Annotated in this window: 17 protein-coding genes; 9 read left to right on the forward strand and 8 right to left on the reverse strand. The window is 60.0% G+C overall.

From position 1 onward, the window contains the following. Positions 1 to 211: 211 nt before the first annotated feature. Positions 212 to 2,650, reverse strand: coding sequence for a helix-turn-helix domain-containing protein (locus AC0QKW_RS16690; RefSeq protein WP_473152217.1), 2,439 nt, complete (start codon positions 2,648 to 2,650; stop codon positions 212 to 214). Positions 2,651 to 2,849: 199 nt separating this feature from the next. Here AC0QKW_RS16690 and AC0QKW_RS16695 point away from each other — a divergent pair, with 199 nt between their 5' ends. Continuing rightward, on the forward strand, positions 2,850 to 3,884 hold the full coding sequence (locus tag AC0QKW_RS16695; RefSeq protein WP_473152218.1) for a ferritin-like domain-containing protein: 1,035 nt from the start codon (positions 2,850 to 2,852) through the stop codon (positions 3,882 to 3,884). Further along, complete coding sequence (locus AC0QKW_RS16700) at positions 3,881 to 4,669, forward strand: isoprenyl transferase (protein WP_473152219.1); 789 nt, start codon at positions 3,881 to 3,883, stop codon at positions 4,667 to 4,669. The genes AC0QKW_RS16695 and AC0QKW_RS16700 overlap by 4 nt, the downstream gene beginning before the upstream one ends. Here the strand turns inward: AC0QKW_RS16700 and AC0QKW_RS16705 are convergent. The 3 genes from AC0QKW_RS16705 to purM all read right to left on the reverse strand — a co-directional run bounded on the left by AC0QKW_RS16705 (position 4,649) and on the right by purM (position 8,387). After that, a complete protein-coding gene (locus AC0QKW_RS16705) occupies positions 4,649 to 6,280 on the reverse strand; it encodes an MFS transporter (RefSeq protein WP_473152220.1) in 1,632 nt (543 codons plus the stop codon). The genes AC0QKW_RS16700 and AC0QKW_RS16705 overlap by 21 nt on opposite strands. Positions 6,281 to 6,393: 113 nt before the next feature. Then, positions 6,394 to 7,221 (reverse strand): prohibitin family protein, encoded by an 828-nt coding sequence (locus AC0QKW_RS16710; protein WP_473152294.1) that lies wholly within the window; start codon positions 7,219 to 7,221, stop codon positions 6,394 to 6,396. Between the two features lie 116 nt (positions 7,222 to 7,337). Continuing rightward, positions 7,338 to 8,387, reverse strand: a complete 1,050-nt coding sequence (gene purM, locus AC0QKW_RS16715) for a phosphoribosylformylglycinamidine cyclo-ligase (RefSeq protein WP_473152221.1) — start codon at positions 8,385 to 8,387, stop codon at positions 7,338 to 7,340. An 858-nt stretch (positions 8,388 to 9,245) separates the two neighbouring features. Here purM and AC0QKW_RS16720 point away from each other — a divergent pair. From AC0QKW_RS16720 to AC0QKW_RS16750, 7 genes are all read left to right on the forward strand, one after another. Continuing rightward, positions 9,246 to 10,262: a septal ring lytic transglycosylase RlpA family protein gene (locus tag AC0QKW_RS16720; RefSeq protein WP_473152222.1), complete on the forward strand. Its 1,017-nt coding sequence runs from the start codon at positions 9,246 to 9,248 to the stop codon at positions 10,260 to 10,262. A gap of 284 nt (positions 10,263 to 10,546) precedes the next feature. Beyond that, a complete protein-coding gene (locus AC0QKW_RS16725) occupies positions 10,547 to 12,121 on the forward strand; it encodes a bifunctional pantoate--beta-alanine ligase/(d)CMP kinase (RefSeq protein ID WP_473152223.1) in 1,575 nt (524 codons plus the stop codon). 71 nt (positions 12,122 to 12,192) lie between these two features. Continuing rightward, entirely contained in the window at positions 12,193 to 13,062 is an 870-nt protein-coding gene (locus tag AC0QKW_RS16730; protein ID WP_473152224.1) for a shikimate dehydrogenase, read from the forward strand. A 275-nt stretch (positions 13,063 to 13,337) separates the two neighbouring features. Then, the gene (locus AC0QKW_RS16735; RefSeq protein ID WP_473152225.1) at positions 13,338 to 14,336 is read left to right on the forward strand and encodes an ABC transporter ATP-binding protein; all 999 of its coding nucleotides are present in this window, start codon (positions 13,338 to 13,340) and stop codon (positions 14,334 to 14,336) included. Between the two features lie 194 nt (positions 14,337 to 14,530). After that, on the forward strand, positions 14,531 to 15,343 hold the full coding sequence (locus AC0QKW_RS16740) for an ABC transporter permease (protein ID WP_473152226.1): 813 nt from the start codon (positions 14,531 to 14,533) through the stop codon (positions 15,341 to 15,343). A gap of 94 nt (positions 15,344 to 15,437) precedes the next feature. Beyond that, entirely contained in the window at positions 15,438 to 17,003 is a 1,566-nt protein-coding gene (locus AC0QKW_RS16745; protein ID WP_473152227.1) for a GldG family protein, read from the forward strand. A 115-nt stretch (positions 17,004 to 17,118) separates the two neighbouring features. Further along, positions 17,119 to 17,547: a hypothetical protein gene (locus AC0QKW_RS16750; RefSeq protein ID WP_473152228.1), complete on the forward strand. Its 429-nt coding sequence runs from the start codon at positions 17,119 to 17,121 to the stop codon at positions 17,545 to 17,547. A 15-nt stretch (positions 17,548 to 17,562) separates the two neighbouring features. Here AC0QKW_RS16750 and AC0QKW_RS16755 read toward each other — a convergent pair whose 3' ends face one another. The 4 genes from AC0QKW_RS16755 to AC0QKW_RS16770 all read right to left on the reverse strand — a co-directional run bounded on the left by AC0QKW_RS16755 (position 17,563) and on the right by AC0QKW_RS16770 (position 20,587). Beyond that, positions 17,563 to 18,270, reverse strand: coding sequence for an urease accessory protein UreF (locus tag AC0QKW_RS16755; RefSeq protein ID WP_473152229.1), 708 nt, complete (start codon positions 18,268 to 18,270; stop codon positions 17,563 to 17,565). Continuing rightward, entirely contained in the window at positions 18,257 to 18,724 is a 468-nt protein-coding gene (gene ureE, locus AC0QKW_RS16760) for an urease accessory protein UreE (RefSeq protein ID WP_473152230.1), read from the reverse strand. Before ureE ends, AC0QKW_RS16755 begins: the two co-directional genes overlap by 14 nt. Positions 18,725 to 18,822: 98 nt before the next feature. Continuing rightward, positions 18,823 to 19,785 carry an Acg family FMN-binding oxidoreductase gene (locus AC0QKW_RS16765; RefSeq protein WP_473152231.1) on the reverse strand — a complete coding sequence of 321 codons (963 nt, stop codon included), beginning with the start codon at positions 19,783 to 19,785 and terminating at the stop codon, positions 18,823 to 18,825. Positions 19,786 to 19,819: 34 nt separating this feature from the next. Then, positions 19,820 to 20,587 (reverse strand): DUF6920 family protein, encoded by a 768-nt coding sequence (locus tag AC0QKW_RS16770; protein ID WP_473152232.1) that lies wholly within the window; start codon positions 20,585 to 20,587, stop codon positions 19,820 to 19,822. Between the last annotated feature and the right edge of the window lie 87 nt (positions 20,588 to 20,674).

The raw sequence follows: 20,674 nt of genomic DNA on the forward strand, positions 1-20,674 counted from the left end.
GGCAAAACTGCTCCCACAGGGAGGCAGTTTGTTGTCTTTGAAGCGTTGTGGTCATGATAAGGATAAGTGCAGTTAGGTTTGCTTAAGGCTTGCCTGAGATGGCAAGCGGGGTATGTATGTCACTACATTAACGAAAATGTTGCAGATTGTAAACTGCCTGAGGTAGATAACCCCCAAGCATGGGTCGGGAATTGCCCCTCAGATAGTGTGTTTAATTTGGTATGGCGCTTTTGCGTTGGCCTAGATGCTTGTCCCAGGCCCGTTTAGCCCGGTTGACTTGGCAGGGAGCAGGGATAGATTCGAATAACTCTAGGGCGTTACAAAAGTGGGCTTGGGCTGCACTCAGGTCTAGGGGCAGGCGGGCGAGGGCGCACTGGAGGTGGGCGGTGGCCAGGTCACCATGGGCACCAACATCATCGAGCAGGGCGATCGCACTCCGACAATCCTCCACGGCCCCTTCCAGATTCCCTCGCTGACTCTTTAAACGTCCCATCCCCACTAGGGCATTGGCCTTAATTTGCAGGTAGTGACCCGCCTCCGCCGCCTGAATAGCTTCTTTGAAAAGGGATTCCGCCGTATCAAGATCTTTGAGATTCAGATAGGTATGGCCCAAAAGCTGGACAAAGAAGGCGTGGCGGCCGCTCTGGCCCCGACCTCTCACTTGCTCAATCACAGAGTTAGCCAGAGTTTTTGCCAAGGCCTGTTGGCCTTGATATGACCTGACCAGGGCAAGGCAGGTGGTGGCTTTGTTAGCCCAGGGCTGGTGGCGGGTGCCGGTGACGGTGGCAATCACCTGGCTAAACCAAGTGGCGGCGGCCTCTAGATTCCATAAATCGAGGTGATAGAGGCCGAGGCTGAGCTGGGAGTCGACCACCAACATGGTGAGGTAGTACCAGCGGTGGGTGGCGGGGTCGGGATTTTCGGCACGCAGGCAGGTTTGGGCGATCGCCATGGCGTTTTGCTGACGGGCGATCGCATCCCCCAGGCGCCCCTGAATCCAATAGAGATCGCCCAGAATGTTGGCCAGCTCGCTGGCGTCGGCATGCTCGACAGAAATGTGGTCGAGGGTGGCGGTAATGGCGTCGGTGACCGGCTGCACCAGGCCCATGCGGTAGAGGGTGCTGCCCAGGGGCAAAAACTGCTGCCACTGGTTGTCGCGGCTATGGAGAATCACCCGCGCTGCCGCGCTGTAGTCACCGATGGCGATGTAGTGATAGTAGGCTTCGAAGGCCTGAAGGGCGTCGTCGAGGGTACAAAGACGCTGAATGCGATCGCTCCAGCAGCGGGCGGCGGCGCGGTGAGCCAACTCCCACTCGGGGGAATTCTCGGCAGTGATCTGAGCCAGCGCTCCAGCCCGCACTACTGGATGCAGCCCATAGCGGCCTTGGCGGCACTCTAGCAGCGATCGATTGCGCAGAGAGGTGACTACGGCCTGGTGACGCTGGGGGGGAATATCGGCCATAAGACACTGCACCAACTCCCAGGGGATAGTGGGCACATCCTGATAGCGGTAGACCCCCAGGCGGCAAAAGAGGCGATGGGCCTCGAGGTCGAGGGCGCGCAGGCGACAGATCTGGCTCTCAACCAGGTTTTTGAGATCCACGGGGCCGAGCAAGTCTTGGCTGTGGGTCTGCCAGTAGAGCACGAGGCTGCTGTCAAAGTCGGCCTCGACAACTCCAGCGAGAATTTCCATCGCCTTGGCGTTGCCGCCGTAGGCGCTATGCATAGCGGTCAGCACATCCCGATTTTCAGGAATGCCTCGGTAGGCAAAGTAGGTGACCCAGGCAGCAAGGCCCAACCCCGGCAGCCGGTAGTGGGCAATGGGGATGCCGGGTTCGCAGAGGCGATCGCGGCTGGTCATCAGGGTCAGCGTTTGCCCCCGATGATCTGCCAGCACCCGCAGCAATTCGCCATAGCGGCGGTGAGCGGCAATAAACTGGCCCTGGGCATCCAGAGCTGGTTCCAGATTGTCGATTAATATGGCGACGTTTTGCTGGCGCAGCTGGCGACGCAGGCGATCGAGCGTGACGCCAAACTCACGCCCCGGCTCGACGCCAAAGTCTTGGCGCAGCCATTCTTCCACCACCCATTCGACGGGGGTAATGTCGGCGGGGTCTTTGGCCATCAGCAATTCGAGGGTGAGATCGACCGGCTGCTGCGTCAAAAAATGCTGGGCCAGGGTGGTTTTGCCGAGGCCGCCCTCGCCCTGGATCAGGATGGTGCGATCGCCCTGGGCAACCAGGGCATTGAGGTGGGCGATCGCCGCCTGACGACCGACAAAGTTGGGATTGATTAGGGTTAAAGCAGCCTTCTCTACAGGCAAAGCTTCGCGCTCACCTGCGGCATCCGTAAACCCGAGGGCAGCACTGGCTCCTGACACATCGATGCCCATCTGGAGCAGCGATCGCTTCAGGGCCGACTTCAGAGTAGATTTGGTCACCTTCTCGCCGGTCACCTTCGACAGCAGCCGCCACATTTGGTAAGCCACATCTTTTATATGGCCCTCGGTATATCCGGCGGTGTTGGCAATATCGAGATACTTTTGGCCGTGCCACACCTGGCGCAGAATAGTGCGCTGCAAATCGTTCAGATGCCGTCCGGTGACGGTAAAGACAAGCCGGTCTGCCAGATCTACTGCATCTGAAGCCATACGCTGTGTGGTGCTCCTACGGCCACAACCTTAGCCGAGATTAAAAGTCTCTACATCCCTAGGGTTGCGGATTCCGACTTTTTCCGCCCCTAGCAATTTAGGCATTGAGGAGTAGGGCCGACTGTTGCCGACTGACCCCAGGCGATCGCAGCGCTAGGGTGAACCTACATAAGTCTAAAGCGTTCATGCGGTGTTAACGATGACTACGGCCATAGTGCTTGCAGCCTCTATACCGGGCAATGAAGATTTGGCAGGAGCTTGGTCGCCCAAGATCGGGTTTGAGCAGGCGCGGCAGAGGGTTAAAGCGCTAACCCAGCGGTATGTGACGGTGGAGTGTTTAGGCGATCGCCTGGCTGACCTGCCCCACCAGTTCCACCAGCCCCAGCCCCGTCGTTGGAGCACCGTAGACTGGGGTGCGATCGCCCCCGACCAGCTCAGCGGCATTTCCCTCGACACCTTCTGTGCCATTCTGCTGGGCACCATCAACACCGAAGCCCCCATTCGCGGCTACACACAGGCCAGCCGTCAATACCTAGGGCATTTTCACTCTCAAATGGCCCAGTTCGTCGGGGGCACCGTGGATAGCGCTGGGCAGCTGATCACCCTAGGCCTGTGGGAACGAGAGGAAAAACGCCACACACCAGCGCTGATCACGCTGTACAAAAAGCTAACGGGGAAGCCTCCAAATTTTATGCCTCACCGCGCTCGCCCCTACACTCCCAGCGGCAACCCCCGCGCCGACCTCTACCGCCATGGGCTGCACCGCATCGCCACCGAATACAGCGCCGCCTGCCTCTACCTGTGGATGATGGCTTACACCACCGGGCCGCTCCAAGCGGTTTTGGGGGAGTTGCTGGTTGACGAAATTAACCACATGACTAAGTTCTGGGGCTTTGGTCGCTGGGCCTACCCCGAAACTAACCTGGGGATGATTGGCCGCACCCTCGCCCAGGAGATGGCGCAAAAGTGGCGACAGCCAAATCTTCAGGGCAGCCTGATTCACACCCTGCGCCGCATGACGGCAGAACTAGCCTGGGAGCAGTGGAGCCTTAGCCAGCGACTCACCTTGCTCTACACCTTTGACCAGGTGATGCGAGTGCTGTGGCGGTGGGATCGCTCCCTAACGCCTGCCTATTTAACCGCATTATTCGGTTCCGCCCCCAAGCCATGCTGCCTGCCGCCCAATCATCGAGCCGCCATGCACGCCCCACTTTTAAGGAACATAAATCTATGAGTCAACCCATCAAGACTTCAACCCTGCCAGCAGACCTGCACCCTGAAGCGCTACCTGCCCACGTAGCGGTGATTATGGATGGCAACGGTCGCTGGGCCACCCAGCGGGGTATGCCGCGAGTAGCAGGTCATCGCCAGGGGGCCAAAACCGTGAAGAACCTGCTGCGCTGCTGCAAAGACTGGGGCATTGGAGCGCTGACGGTCTACGCCTTTTCGACCGAGAACTGGCGGCGACCGATGGAGGAGGTGAGCTTTTTAATGCGGTTGTTTGACCGGCTGCTACGCCGTGAACTAGCGGAGATGCAGCGCGAAGGCGTACGTATTCAATTTTTAGGCGATCTGTCGCCGCTGCCAGAGCGGCTGCGATCGCTGATGGCAGAAGCGATGACCCTAACCTGCCATAACCAGCAGGTGCAGTTTAATGTGGCGGTTAACTACGGCGGTCGGCAGGAGCTGGTCAACGCCGCCCGCACCCTTGCTCAGCAGGTGATCAGCGGCGCACTATCCCTCGATGCGATCGATGAAACCACCCTGGAGAGTGCCTTGCTGACCCAGGGGCTGCCCGATCCTGATCTGCTGATTCGCACCAGCGGAGAACAGCGGCTGAGCAACTTTTTGCCCTGGCAGTTGGCTTATACCGAGCTGTACTTTACCGATCTGCTGTGGCCCGAGTTTGATGGGGCCGCGTTTTACCAAGCGCTGCGGTGGTATCAAGGCCGACAGCGACGCTTTGGGGGCGTGGCGACCGCCTCCCAGACAATACCTTTACTCAATGGGAGCCTCTAGGGTTTTGACGGTCTTGGGCAACAAACATGACAGCCCCAGGCATACCAAGCACAGCGCCAAAACCGCCAGCAGGGTGATCTGCATGGCCTCTACGGCGGCAGTTTGCAAAATTCCTTTGAGGGCGGGCTGAACTGAGTCGGGCAGCTGGGCAAAGATACTGGGGCGATCGCTGCGGCGCAGCGTTTGAATCGCTACCTGGAGCGATCGAATTGACTGGTGTCTCACCTCAGGATCAATGGCCTGCCCTAGCTCAGCAACAATGCCATCCACAATTTTGTAGGAGGCCACACTGATTAACGCCGTGCCCAACAGCCCCCGCCCTAGAGAGGCCCCCAGGTTTTGGAAAGGACGGTACACTCCGCGAGCCTCGACTTTTTCAGTCTTGAGGGTATCAGCAAAGGTAAGGGAGGTGATGTAGGTGGCAAACATGCCGCTGCCCGCTCCCATCACCACTAGGGCTGGCAGCAAGCCCAGAGCTGTAACCGGTGGAGCGATGGTCACCACCAGCAGGGCGATGCCCAGACTTTTGACCACCAGCCCCGTCTGCAACAGGTAGCGGGGCGGAAACTGGGGTCGCCGCTTCACCAGCACCAGCAGCACCGCCAGCTGAGCAATGGTGAAGGGCATCACCGCGATGGAGGTTTGGATCGGGTTGAGACCCATCACCGCTGGAATAAACTGAAACAGGTTGAACTGCACCCCCACCGTGGTCATGGTGTTAAGGGTGCCAATGGCCAAACCAAGGGTGTAGATACGACGGCTAAACACCCCCAGGCGCAGCAGGGAAGGCTGGCCCAGGCGCGATCGCTGCCGTTCCCAAAAGATTAAAATGCCCAGACAAATTAACCCTGACGCCATCAGCACCGGAGCGATGGAAATGCCAAAGGGAGCCAGCACCCCCTCTAGCCGCTGGGGGTCGCCCTGGGCCTGCCACCAGCCCAGATCGGAGGCCAGGCTCAGCCCCACCAGCGTCAGCCCAAACCCCGCCACCGACAGCAGCCCGCCGACCCAATCAGCCGCAGCAGCCCGGGTCGGAGCTGATACCACAATTGATCGCACCAGCAGCCAGATAATCGGTAGCAGGCCGAGTTCAAGGGCAAAAGCCCACCGCCAGCTAAAGTCAAACGCCATCACCCCGCCAGTAATCGAGCCCACTAGAGCACCGATCACACCGGCGATCGTCAGAGCCACCAGGCCATACTTTTGCATCACCTCATCGGTGTAGAGCGCATCCATCAACGCCACCGGAGTGCTGACCAATACCGCCCCCGCCACGCCAATCAGCCCCGCCAGCCCCAGGGTAAAAATGCCAATATCTGGGCTGAAAATGATCAGCCCCAGGCCCAAGGCAAAGAGGGCCATCGCCGCCGCCAGTACCGGGCGACGGCCCAGCCGTCGGCTCAGATTCTCGGCGGTGGGGGCAAAGGATGCCGTCACCAGCGACATCATCACCAAGGCCGACTGCACAAACCCCACGCTGGAATTAAACTCCACCACTAAGGGCGGCATGATCGGCTGCACCACACCAATGGTGTAAGACAGCATGAAGAAGATCAGGCACAGTCCTAGGGGCTGCCCCCAAGCATCCCCTAGGACCCGTTGATTAGCCATAGCAGAGAGCAGGAGCTGAGCGTATGCCCCCGAATAATGAGTCCTAGCAGATTCAGGATACAGGAGGCAGAAGCCAGGTGAGCTGCGATCGCTCCCCTGGCCCTTGGAAACGGCTACTTCGGAACGCTAGCAGCGGCCCCGGCCCCCTCCATCTGGTTGAGGTCAAAGATAAAGGGCACGTTGCCCCCCTGGCCCATCACCAGCACGCGGGGCACCTGGGCACCGCCGTCTTTCCAGGCTTCGATCGCCTCTTTTTGCAGCACCAGTTGCCCCCCTTGGGCCTTGAGGGTTTCAGCAATCAGCCGCTGGGCTTCGGCCCGCCCCTTGGCCCGGTTGATCTCGGCCTGAGCCTCCTGCTCGGCCTCCTGGGCGATGTAGACCGCCCGGCGGGCGCGCTGCTCGGCAATCTGCTTGTCTTCGACCGCCTTGGCAAACTCGGCGGAAAAGGTCAAATCCACCACGCTGGTGTCGAGCACAACAATGCCGTACTTGTCTAAGCGCATGGTAAGGGCATCGTCAAAGTCTTGCTTCAGCTCAGAACGCTGGGTGATCGCCTCTTCTACGGTGCGACGGGCAGCGGCAATCTTAAACGACTCCTGGGTCTGGGGAGCCACAATCTTAGACACGATATTTTCGAGCGTGCCCTGGGTGCGGCGAATAGTTACCACCTCGGTGGGGTCGAGGCGAAAGTTAATGGCAAAACGGCCCGACAGATCTTGCAGGTCTTTGGTGGAGCTTTGGGCTGGCACCTCAAACTTCTGCACCGTCACATCGTAGACATCTACGGTAGACACCAGGGGCGGCTTGAGGTGAATGCCCTCTAGCAAAACCCCATCTTGAGACTTACCGAGAATGCTAAGCACCCCGGCCTGACCAGGATTAATGATGACAAAACTGCTGGTCACCAGGGCCAGGGCCACAATGGCCAAAAAACTGAGCACTACCGGTGGCCAGTTGAGGGTCGAAGATTTCAACGGAAGTTCCTTGTCACACTGCCCTTCTAAGGTATCGGCTATTGGGCTGAGCCGGGGTGTTCTTCAGCAAGGCTTCGGATTGGCTATTCTGGCAGACCGACCACCTGCCCCGAACCCGTGACCACCTCGCCGACCAAGTAAGCCTTCACTTCATGCTGCGTCAACCACTGCAAGGCGGCGTCAACTTCGGCGGGGGGCACTATCAGGGCATAGCCTAAGCCCATGTTAAACGTGTGGTACAGATCTCGCTCGGGTACCTGGCCCGTCTCGGCCAGCCAGCCAAACACCGGGGGCATGGGCCAGCTATTTTTCTCTATATATATACTTTGATCTGGCCCCAGGCAGCGAGGCAAATTTTCGGGCAGGCCGCCCCCGGTGATATGGGCCATACCGTGGAGGGGTACCCCTTCACGGCGGGCCTTGAGCACCGGATCAACATAGATCTGGGTGGGGGTGAGCAGCACCTCGCCCAGGGGGCGATCGCCCAAACTGGGCACAACCTCATCCCAGCGGTAGCCGCTGCCGCCATCGGGACGCTGGCCCTCGGCCACCACCTTGCGCACCAGGCTAAAGCCGTTGCTGTGGAGGCCGCTGCTGGCCAGACCGATGACGCGATCGCCCACCTGTACCCGGCTGCCGTCCAAAATCTGCGATTTCTCGACTACGCCGACGCAAAAGCCCGCCAGATCATACTCGCCAGGGCCATAGAACCCAGGCATTTCAGCAGTTTCGCCTCCGAGTAGGGCACAGCCCGCCTGACGACAACCCGCCGCGATGCCCTCCACCACCTCAGCTAGGGCAGCGGGTTCCAACTTGCCAGTAGCCAAATAGTCGAGAAAAAACAGCGGCTCAGCCCCGCTAGTGAGAATGTCGTTGACACACATGGCCACCAGGTCAATGCCAACGGTGCTGTGGCGCTGGGTTACCTGGGCAATTTTGAGCTTGGTGCCCACTCCGTCGGTGCCCGACACCAGCACCGGCTGTTGGTAGCCAGCGGGTAGCTCACAGAGACCGCTAAACCCGCCGAGCATGCCCAGCACCTCCGGGCGGCGAGTGCTGTCTACGAGAGTGCGAATGCGCTGCACAAAATCCCGTCCAGCTTCTACATCGACGCCAGCATCCCGATAGTCCATGGGGTTTCCTCCTGTTTGGGCCAGTTGCTCACCGCTAAATATGGGTGTCGCCAGCATCAATCACTGCATCACTACACAACGATTGACACATGAATGACTAAGCAATGGCCAGATCAATACGATTGTCTATTAATGTCGGGCAATGTTGGGATCTAGTCGCGACCAGATCCTAGGCAGATACCCCAGGGTAAGAGCAGCCCCATCCCAACTCAGCAGGGGAGCACTACCCGTAGGAAAACTTCGGATCCCTTGGCGAGCTTGGTAGAGCACTGAGCATGCCAGGGAATGTCAAGACCAAGAGCAAACAAACATGAAGTTTTGGATCCAAAATTTAGCTGAGATGATTGGGGACATAGCGTCAGCAGGGAACCACAGGCTCGGGTTGGCTTCTTGTCGGCGATCGCCATTTAGCGATCGCCGACAAGAAGCCATGTGATGAGGAATACATTGCCCCCCTTGAAATCTTCACCTTTTGGTGACACAACGGTGTCCAAATCGATTGTCTTTTCATAACTCAATCAGCCCAACCTATAACAAATACAAAAGTTAGCCCTTGTTCTGTCGGGGCCAGCAAGTCCAGCGTCAGAGCTGACTTGGGCCGCTTCTGGGTGAGCTACTACCGTTTTATTTTTCGTTCAAGGGTTAATGCCTAGGTAATCTCCCCGGATTCGTTACCCCATGTGAACGTGCTAAGTTACGTGTCGACCAAATTTAACGGTCAACCAAATTACCTATCGAGTCAAAACCGAAGACCAATTTGTAATGGGTACGGGATTTAAGGCTGCCCTGTTCAGCCTGTTCTAGCTCCTAGGGCCAGAATCTATCTCCTGCTCTTTCTGTTGATTTCTTTTGGTGTACATGAAACATTCCCTACTGGGCGGACTGACGGTTGCCGTCACTATGTCTGCCATTGGAGCACCTCTCCCAAGTCAAGCTCAAACTGCCAGCGAGAAAACGCTCTCCCTGGAAGCAGAAGCTGAGCAGCACGCCGATCCTCACGTTTTGCCCACCCTAGAGCCTGACACAGGCCTGCTGATTGACTCCGTCTCTCCATCTGCTGAGCCCAATCAACTCGAATCAGCGCTCTCACCTCACATCGCTGAGGAAACTCCAGAAATTCTCGATACTGCGGCAGTTCATCCCCATGCCCTTGATGCTCGGCAAGCCGCCACAGTGTACATTCGCTCAATTCCAGTAATCACCCTGGTGGGTGATTCGCTCGAAACCTTGAGCGCTAGCAGCAGTCCTGCTGCACTTGCTCCGACCTATGAGATTCCGCTTCAGCGGGCCAATGAGATTTTGGCTAGGCTTCAGGACTTAGCCGCTGACGGCGAGGCTACCGATATTGAGGCCCGCTGGGACAGCGACAACAAAACCTATGTGGTGGCCTGGGGCAGCGAGGCTCTTGTGACCCTCGACGATCGGACTATGCTGCCCGACACCACCGCCAACCCTGCTGAGGATGCATTGCAGATCGCCAATCGACTGCGTCGTCTGCTGGGGGATGCTCCACCTCTGGCCCGCGTTGAAGGGCTACCGGCTCCAGCCGCCCCGGCCAATCGTGTGGGCATTGTCACCTCTACCCTAAGTGGAATGGCATCGTGGTATGGCCCTGGCTTTCACGGGCGGCGCAGCGCCAGCGGCGAGGTGTTTAACCAAAACGCGCTGACTGCGGCCCACCGCACCCTGCCCTTTGGCACCCAAGTGCGAGTCACCAATCTATCTTCGGGGCGGTCAGTTGTGGTGCGCATCAACGATCGCGGCCCCTTTGGCCATGGCCGGGTGATTGATTTGTCGGCAGCGGCGGCAGCCCAAATTGGCCTACAGGCCAGCGGCGTCGGTCGAGTACAGATTGAGGTGCTGTCAGCCCAGTAGCTCTCTGCCGCAACTCTGTCGGTAGCCTGCTGAGCCCGTTGCTTTGGCAGTAGTCCAGCTTCAACCCTTCCCATCGTCGAGACTGGGGAGGGTTTTTGGTGAGTTGGACTAGCGGCGGAGCGCTGGCAGAGGCAGGTCAAAACCATAGACAAACAAAGGGCCGAATCAATATACCCCTGACTCTAAATCTGGTAGGGTATTACCTTTGGCAGGGGTGGTCAGAAATTCAGCTGTCACATACACTCACGCATTCAACGGTAAGCCCATCAGAAGGTAGGACATTAGTGCGGGTACTCAAGACGGTTGAAGGCCTGGGACGTTACCTCCAGCAGGAGCGCCAGGGCTCAGTGGGCAGCGATCGCCCTGAGGTCGGCCTGGTGCCCACCATGGGCAACCTGCATCGGGGCCACCGAAGCCTGATTGAGCGGGCGCGCCGAGAGAATGCGCTGGTGGTGGTCAGCCTTTTTGTGAACCCGCTTCAGTTTGGACCCCAGGAAGATCTGGCCCGCTACCCCCACACCCCTGAGAAGGATCTGAGCCTGTGTGAAGATGCCGGGGTAGATGCAGTCTTTATGCCCACTGCCGCCGTGCTCTACGGCAGTGCCACCCCCCAAGCAGCCAACCTGACCCAGGTAATGCCCCCCAAGGCAATGATGGCGGTGCTCTGTGGCCCCCATCGGCCAGGGCACTTTGAGGGGGTGGCAACGGTGGTGACCAAATTGCTCAGCTTGGTGACCCCCGATCGCGCCTACTTTGGCTATAAAGACGCCCAGCAGTTGGCCATTCTCAAGCGCTTGGCTCGCGACCTCGGCCTGCCGGGTCAGATTATGGGCTGCCCCACGGTGCGAGAGCCCAGCGGTCTGGCCCTCAGCTCTCGCAATACCTACCTCAGCGAGACAGAGCAAACCCAGGCGGCGGCTCTCTACCGGGGGCTGACAGCAGCCCAAGAGGTCTTCAAGGCCGGGGAACGCCACAGCTCGGCTCTGGTCGCTGCTGTCCAGCGAGAGTTGGCCCAGGTGTCGGCTCTGCGCCCCCAGTACGTGGAGGTGGTGCACCCAGAAACCCTGGAGCCGCTCGAACGCATTGAGACCCTGGGCATGGTAGCGGTGGCGGCACACCTGGGCCAAACCCGGTTGATCGACAATCTACTGCTGCGCGATCGCCAGCCCATTGTCGCCATCGATGGCCCGGCTGGGGCAGGTAAATCGACGGTGGCCCGCCAGGTGGCCCAGCGGCTCAACCTGATCTATCTCGACAGCGGCGCGATGTACCGGGCGGTAACGTGGCTCGCTCTAGAGCGCGGGGTCAACCTTGAGGATGAGGTGGCGGTGGCCGAGCTGCTCCACGACTGCACCATTCACCTCACCGCCTCGGGCGATGACCCGGCCTTTGCCGCCTTCCCCAGCCGCGTCTGGATCAACGACACCGAGGTCACCCAGCTGATCCGCAGTCCTGAAGTCACCGGGCAGGTATCGCTGGTGTCGGCCCAGCCCACCGTGCGTCAGGTGCTCCTGCGCCAGCAGCAGCAGTATGGTGTTACCGGCGGCGTGGTGATGGAGGGTCGCGACATCGGGACCCAGGTGTTTCCCCAGGCGGAGCTGAAGATTTTTCTCACGGCTTCGGTGGCTGAGCGAGCCCGCCGCCGCCAGAACGACCTGGCCGCCCAGCAGCAGCCCTCGGTACCCCTGGCCGAGCTAGAGCAGGCGATCGCCGATCGCGATCGCCAAGACAGCAGCCGCCTTGTCTCACCCCTGCGCCAAGCCGACGACGCCATCGAGCTGATCTCCGACGGGCTGTCGATCGCTGAGGTAGTCGACAAGATCGTTGCTCTATATCGGCAGACGGTAATACCTAATTGACCGAAATCACTTGACCTAGCCGATCTAAAGCCCCCGACCGGGTTTACTTAATTTCTCTGACTGAGACACCTATGGTTATCACTGGCACCACCCAACTACTCGGCGTCATCGGCGACCCGGTGAGTCACTCCCTGTCACCAGTGATGCACAATGCCGCTCTGGCAGAGCTGGGAGTCGACTACCGGTACGTGGCCTTTCCGGTAGCGGCAGCGGGCTTAACAGATGCGATCGCAGGCTTTGCCGCGATCGGGGTGCAGGGGTTTAACATCACCATTCCCCACAAGCAGGCGATCGTGCCGCTGCTGGCCACAGTGAGCGCAGAGGCCCAGGCCGTAGGGGCGGTGAATACGGTGTGGCACACTGACCAGGGCTGGGTTGGCACCAATACCGATGTGGCGGGGTTTATCGCCCCGCTCAAGGCGGCGCAAGACTGGTCGGGGGCCACGGCCCTGGTGCTGGGCAACGGCGGCGCCGCTCGGGCGGTGGTAGCAGGCTGCGGACAGCTGGGCTTTGGGGCGGTGCAAGTGGTAGGGCGCAGTCGGGCGAAACTAGACGCCTTTCAGGCCATCTGGGCTGAGTCTCCCCTCCGGCCCCCGCTCTCGACCTATGGCTGGGAGGATCTGCCCCAGCTTTTGCCCACCGCCGACCTGATCGTGAATACGACCCCCCTGGGCATGGGCCGCACCGCCGACCAAACACCCCTAAGTGCGAACGAGTTAGCCCTGGCTCCCGCCTCGGCCCTGGTCTACGACCTGATCTACACTCCCCGCCCCACTCGCCTGCTGGAGCTGGCGACCCAGCGGGGCCTAGCCACCCAAGATGGTCTTGAAATGCTGGTGCAGCAAGGGGCCGCCGCCCTAGAAATTTGGCTTCAGCAACCCGCCCCCGTTGCCACCATGCGCCAGGCTCTGGTGGACTGGCTGGCCGGAGGCCAATCCTAGTGCCGCAAGGCAGAGTACCAGAAGGCAGAAGGCTAATACCAATCGTCCATGCCGCTAAAGCAGCACTCCCAACGATGAAAAGCCATGCTATTTTCAGGGCAAATCCAGCTCACAAAACCCCGATTCAAAGCCGATACCTGGTAGGGGCATTGCACTGCAATGCCCCTACGCATAAGGGTGTATGGACATAATTTGGGCTTAAACCCATCGGGCAAAATAATCGCTACTGTATTCAGCAGTACAATAGCCACTGGTTTGCTAACGGTTCTACACCCATGATCGAAGTTGAGCACCTGAGTAAAACCTACGGGTCGACCACGGCCATTCGAGACCTCACCTTTGAGGCCCAGCCTGGAGAAATTCTGGGTTTTTTGGGGCCAAACGGGGCGGGCAAAACCACCACCATGCGGATTTTGGCGGGGTATCTGCCAGCATCGCAGGGGACGGCTCGGGTGGCGGGCCACGATGTCCACAGTGAGTCGATGGCGGTGCGGCAGAGCATTGGCTATCTGCCAGAGTCGCCGCCCTTATACCCCGAGATGACCGTCCAGGACTTTTTGATTTTTGTGGCCAAGATCAAGGGCGTGCCTTCAGACCTACGGCAGCAGCGGGCCGACCTGGCGATGGATCACTGCGGTCTGCTCGACAAGCGCAAGGTGCTGATTCGCAAACTGTCGAAGGGCTACCGCCAGCGGGTGGGCATTGCCCAGGCGATCATCCATGACCCGCCGGTGATTATTCTCGACGAGCCCACGGTGGGGCTCGACCCGCGCCAGATTAACGAGGTGCGCCAGCTAATCAAAGGGCTGGCGGGCAGCCATACGATCATTCTCTCGACGCACATTTTGCCGGAGGTGAGTATGACCTGCGATCGCATTACCATCATCAACCGGGGCCAAGTAGTGGCCACCGACACCCCCGACAACCTCACCAGCCGCCTCTCCGGCGAAGCCGCCTACGAGCTAGAGATCAAAGGCGACGTAGACATTGCCCAGCGCCTGCTGAACGAGCTGGCTCCGGTGCGCCAGGTGACACTGCTGGGGCCAGAGCACCTGCCAGACTATCACCACCGGCTGCGGGTGAATACAGAAGGCGATCGCACCCTAGGAGCCGTCATTTCTACCGCCCTGGTCAACGCGGGCCTCGAACTCCACGAACTCCGTCGCCAGCAGGCCACCCTAGAGGATGTCTTTCTCAACCTCACCACCACCGAGCCATCGGCATTACCTGAGCCGGCGATCGCCGCAGAGGCACTAGACCAGGAAGAAACCTAGCCCCGCCCCGGAAGGAAACTGAACTCATCCTCAATCCGAAATCCTCACAGACCCACCCCTCACAGGCCCACCTCTAGCCCCTCTCAAGAGAGGAACTGAGCTCAATCTACAAATCCTCAATTTAGAATTTCTCAGGGCAGACGCGTGGGTCTGCCCCTACCCATTCGCCCCCATCCATCCACCCCCTACTCCCAATGACCCTGATCTTCAAAAACATCCTCGCCATCTACCAGCGCGAACTCCAGAGCTACTTTGCTTCGCCGCTGCCGTACATCATTGCTGCCGTGTTTTGGCTGCTGGGGGGCTTTTTTTTGGTGGCGATTTTGCTGGGGCCTCAGGGCATTTTGGCCCAGGCGGCGATGGCCGATCAAGCGGTGCAGATGGGTATGCCCCCAGCGCCGCCCTTTGATGTGGCCTACGAGTTTAACAAGGGTTATGTGGGTCTGCTGGGGTCGCTGTCACTGTTTGTGCTGCCGATGCTGTCTATGGGGCTCTACGCCGACGAGCGCAAGCAAGGCACTCTAGAGCTGTTGGCCACCTCACCCGTAACCAACTGGGCGGTGGCCCTGGGCAAGCTGCTGGCGGTGGTGAGCTTTTACCTAGCTATGGTTTTGCCGCTGATGGTTTGCCAGTCGGTGGCCCTGGGGGCGGCAACTCCGCCCACGGGCTCGGGGGTGTTTTTGCTCTCTCACCTGGGCCTGGTGCTGATGGCCGCCAGCATTTTGGCCCTGGGCATGTTTGTCTCGTCGCTGACCGAGAGCACGGTGCTGGCGGCGATCATGACCTTTGCACTGATTTTGCTGCTGTGGCTGGTCGATGCGATCGCCCAGGGGCTGCCTGGGGTGCTGGGGCAGGGGCTGGCCCACCTGTCGCTACTCAAGCATTTCACCGACTTTACCGAGGGCATCTTTGACACGGGCGGGCTGGTGCTGTTTCTCTCGTTTATTGTACTGGGCCTGTTTTTGACGGCTCAATCCATCGAAACCCTCCGGTTCCAGCGGTCTTAGGGTTTTCCAGTCCAGCTTATCCGCCGGTGGCTACACCCCTTCCCCAGCAAAGGGGCAGTCCCTCCAGACATCACATCAGCAGCAGTAGCGAACCATGACCATGAAATCCTTCGCGGTTTATCAAAAGTATCTGAAATACCTCGCCCTGCCAGGGCTGGCCCTACTGACCGCAGGTCTCCTGGTCGGCACCCTGGCCGGGTGGACGCTGCTGCCTGCCGGGTTGCTGCTGGGCGGCGTGGGCCTGCTGCTCGTGGGCCTGGTGCTGGGCAACTACGGCCAAGGTACATTTTGGGGCCAGCGCTCGACCGAGGCCGGTGCCAACGCCCTGGTGTCGACCCTGGCGGTGCTGGCGATCTTGGGCCTGGTCAATTTCTTGGCGGTGCGCTACGCCAGCCGGGTCGACCTGACCGAAAACCAGCTGTTTACCCTCGCACCCCAGTCGCAGCAGGTGGTGCAGGCTCTGGAGAACCCCACCCGCGTTGTGGTGTTCGACCCGTTGCCCAACCCCCAAGACCGGCAGCTGCTAGAGAGCTACCGCCAGGCCGGGCCGCAGTTTACCTTTGACTACGTAAACCCCTACAACGATCCGCGCCAGGCTCAAGCCTTTGGGGCTACTCAGACAGGCATGGTGTTTTTAGAGAGCGGGGACAGCCGCCGCTTTTTGCAGAATGTGGGGCCGGATGAGCGGCTGTCGGAGCGGACGGTAACCAATGCGATCGACCAGGTGGTGAGCGATCGCCCCCTCACCGTCTACTTCACCCAGGGCCACCAGGAGTTTGCCTTTGACGGCAGCGAAACCGGCTTTTTGCAGGCCGCCACCGCCCTGGAGGGCAAAAGCGCCGTCGTTCAGCCCCTGGATCTGTCCCAGGCTGGCTCGGTGCCTGAGGATGCCAGCGTAGTGATCGTTGCTGGCCCCGCCGCCGAGTTTTTTGAGGCCGAAGTCGCCGCCCTGCAAACCTACCTCGACGGCGGCGGCAGCCTGATGCTGCTGATCGACCCGCGCACTAGCCCTGGCCTAGATAGCCTGCTCGACCCCTGGGGGGTTAGCCTTGACGATCGCATCGTGCTCGACACCTCTGGGACTGGCCAACTGGTGGGCCTCGGCCCCGCCGCCCCGCTGGTCACCGACTACGGCGATCACCCGATCACCCGCGACTTTCGCAACGGGCGATCGTTCTTTCCCCTAGTCAGACCGGTGAATGTGGAAGAGGTGGCTGGGGTCACGGCTGTGCCATTGCTCCAGAGCAACCCCCAAAGCCGAGCCGAGGCTCTATCTACTGAAGGCGAGCTCCAGTTTGACGAAACTGCGCCACCCTCTGGCCCCTACACGCTGGGGGTCGCCCTCAGTCGCCCAGTAGCGGGGGCAACAGCAGCTGAGGATGAGCCAGCGCCCGAGTCGCGCTTAGTCGTAATCGGCAATGCCACCTTCGCCACCGATGGCCTGTTTGAGCAGCAGCTCAACGGCGATGTCTTTCTCAACGCGGTCAGTTGGCTGGGGCAGCAGACCGACGCCACCCTCTCCATTCGCCCCCGCGAAGTGACCAACCGCCGCATTGTCATGACTGTGCAGCAGCAGATCGGCCTGGGCGTATTTGCATTGCTGGTGCTGCCTTTGATTGGCTTTGGTCTGGCCTTTCTCATGTGGCTACGCCGCCGGTAGCTGGCGCTAGGGGGTCGGGTGTTCACCTGCATATCCTGAGGCTATGCCCTCCCCCCCACCTAGACAAATCGCGATAAGCTGTTAAAGGCCAACGTTGCTTACTTCTCCTCGACCCATGGCACTACGCAGTCTTTTTACAGCTCTTTTGGTAGCGGGTCTCTGGCTGCTGAGCGGCGTTGGGCTGGTAGCCCAGGCGCTCACCCCCATTGAGCTGAGCAATGTGGCCTACCACCCCTGCCCTGCTGAGTATGCCGAGGGTATGGTGGCGGCGGGCTCTATTCAAGCGGCCAAATGTTTTTTAATCACCGGCAAAGCCATTAACCACACCAACAAGCCCGTGCTAGATGTGGATATTTTTGGCCGCGTTTTTGATGCCAACGACAACCCGGTAATGCAAAACCGCAGCCGCCTAGGAGGCATTCCAGAAGTGCTGCCCGGCGAGAGCGACTTCGAAATTCGCATTTCGGTGGCGGCCAACCAGCCAGAGCCGCTCAAGCTCAAGCAGTTTAAGGCCTCGGGCTTTGCCAATGCGATCGGGCGCTAAGACTGCCTCCCAGGGCTAGCTGCGAAACAGCCGCGTGTATAGCGCCTCGTGCTGCATGGTGGCCAGCGATGTACCCCAGCTGCTGAGGCAGAGGTCTTCTAACCCGTTGACAGCAAGGCAGCGATCGCCAGTTTGCTCCAATACTGGGTATAGCCCCAGCAGCATCTCTTGACCCACCGTCTGCCCCAGGGGCACCAGCTTGACGGCACTGGTGATCAGGTTGGCAGCCCAGCTGTGTAGATAGCCCAGCACTGCGGATTCCGGGTCGATCTTCCAGTGGGTCGCAACCAGGGCAAAGGCCACCGCAAAGTTGCAGGGGCTGCCCACAGCGTTAAACCAGGGTTTGAGATCGGGTTGCAGGTGGGTGGCCATGCGCACTAGCGATCGCCCCATATCCCAGCTTTGCTGGCGGGTCTCTTCACTGTCGCGCAAGGCCGAGAGCTGGTGGTTGAGCGCTGCGATCGCCTCGATCACCTCACCTGTGCCAGGTTGATCTAGGGAGATAGCCCGCCGCTGGACTAACCCAATGGCGGCGGTGTCGATAGCAACCATGCCATGGGCTAGCTCTTGCTCTAGCCAGGCCACCATAGCCTCAGGGGTGACAATCACCCGCTGCTCGACCAGGGTTTCTAGCCCTTCAGAATAGCTGTAGGCACCCACCGGCAGAGCGGGGCTGGTGAGCTGGAGTAGGCACAGCAGGGCTTGGGCGTTAGTTGTGGTCATGGCCGTGGCTGTAGGGATGGCCGCTAGACCGGTAGGCACCGGTTTCAGGCTCAAAGGGTAGGGTTGCCGGTGACAGGGTGAGGCCCCCAAGCTGGGCCAACATGCCCTCCAGTACGGGGTCTGGCTCTAGCTTAAGGCTCTCTGGAGCCAGCTCTAGGGCCACATGGCGATTGCCGAGGTGGTAGGTGGCCCGCAGCAGCTCAAAGCCAGATTGGGCGGTGACGACCACCACAGGTTCTGGCTTGGCGATCACGCGAATCCAATCGTCGGCATCGCTACCGAGTAGATCGCCGCCGCGCAGCACCGTACCCCTGGGCAGGTTTAGGTAGACCGGGGTGCCCTCGTCAGCGGTAAACCGATGGCGCGACTTGGCGCGATCGCCCGCCGTTAGCGACAGGGTCGCCACTACGGGGGCATCGGCATTGGGAGGCAGCAGACGAGTTACAGTCAGCAAAGCGCTCAGAGAGAAGACAGTCTATTTTTTCTACCACAACGAACGGCCATGCTGCTTAAAGTGACCCCAATCATCAACCTCGGCCATCATTGCTAGGGCTATACCAGCACCGCTTCAACGGGTCGCCGGAGCGACTTGGGCATCGCTGGCCCCCGACCAAAGCGCACCACCAGGTCAGGCCGAGCAGCCCCCAACCCCAGCGCCTGGGCAAAGGCGGGCCGCAGCGCCGCTGCTTCCACCGGCTGGTTAAAAAACGCACTACGAATGCCCAAGGCCGTCGCTTGTAGGGCAAAGCGCTCGTAGCAGCGGCCTACCTCCACCCAGTGGGCCTGGTCGCTGGGCTCAGACACAAACACCGCCACCCCTGCCGAACTCCGCAGCTGCCGGACACACTTCTCATTCTCTGGGTTGGGCCGCAGCACCAGCGGCAAGATCAGACGCCCCAGCCAGCGCGGCAGCGACGGATTCCCCGACGCCGCACTGTAGAGCCCATCGCCTTTGCGTTCTGCCTCCGCTTGGTTAAAGCGAATCCACGACATCAGCTCTTGCACAAAAGCAGGATTTTTGAGCTGAGCGGTGTTGCCCTGCACCACAAACTCCTCCACTATGGCCAACTCAGCCGGACTCGTCAGCATCACCACCCGCACCCCATCCCCCGTTCCCGCCGCCGCCAGCAGAGCTAACTCCCCTGGGGGCAGGGGCTGGCCGTCGTACTCCGTGCGGCTGCACTGGCGGTAGGGAATAGCCTCAAACAGCGGAGCGGCCTCTGGCTCACAGGGGGCAAAGGTTAGGTGTACCGTGCCTTCCCCAGTGGTATCAAAGCTTATCTGCCCGGCCAGTCCATGGCCCTGGGCCGCCTGTAGGATATTCTCGGCAGCACAGCCTAGGGAAACGTAGAGGTGGTGATCGTCGGGATCAACAACCGGGCAGCGGCGGGATAGGTCAGGGAGGATAGCAATGCTCTGCTCATCTACCTGAAACCGCCAGCACTGGGTGTTGTGGCTAGAGGCGGCCAGGGTGCCATAGTGAACGAGGTCTTTGAGGAGGCCGGAGTTATCCATGGGGCTGCCTCTGTCTAAGTAGAGAACATTGCGATCAGCGATAGCAGGCTCGATCAATGGTGCAGCGGAAAAATTCACCCTCGGTCTCAAAACGATCTGTACCCAAAAACCACCCCGCCCGAAGTTGGGTGGGAATGGTGTAGCCGTCAAAGGTGCCGCTGGCTTCAGCGATGATGCCAAAGGTGTCGTAGTGATAATCGCCCCCCTCGGGGTTGCCCCACCGCTGGATGATCGCCTGCCGAATTGCCCCCTGAACATCTAGGGTCAGCGTCAGGTGGGCGGGTTCGCCGAAGGTGGTAAAGTCTGCCCGCACCTGAGAGTCATTCAACTCTGTCCAACCGATCTCAGGATGGCAGAGCACCGAGGGCAACCACACCGCCTCGCCCTGAATGCGCCCCACCCCCGATCGCGCCACATCGGCCCCACTGGCCTGCATCACCGGCAGCAGCCCCAGCAGTCTCCAGCGCATGTCGCCCTGGCCATCTACCAGGCGATCGGCCCCAAAGATCGGCAGCCCCTGCATCCAGGTGGTGGCCCGCCAGATCATGCCCCGCTGCCAGTGGATCACTTCTTCGCCCGTGAATCGATGCCACTGGTCGCCCAGCTTGATGGTGCCGTGCATCTTTAAGCGTACTGCTGATACCAGGGGAGTGCTGGGGGCGATCGCCCAGCTCAGGTAGCGACGCGCCAAGCTAGGCAACCGGTCGAGTGTGGCTGGGTCAAAGGTCGCAGTCGCAGCGGGCGAAGACTTCCAGAGGTCTTCTAGAGCAACGGGTTTAGCGGCAGCAAGAGGTCGAAGCATCGCACCCTCCTATACACAGACCGAAGCAGATGCCTTAAGTAGATCTACTTATGATCTTAGGGCGATCGCCCCAGCTCACCCCAATAA

The organism is Pseudanabaena sp. PCC 9330 (assembly GCF_055795045.1).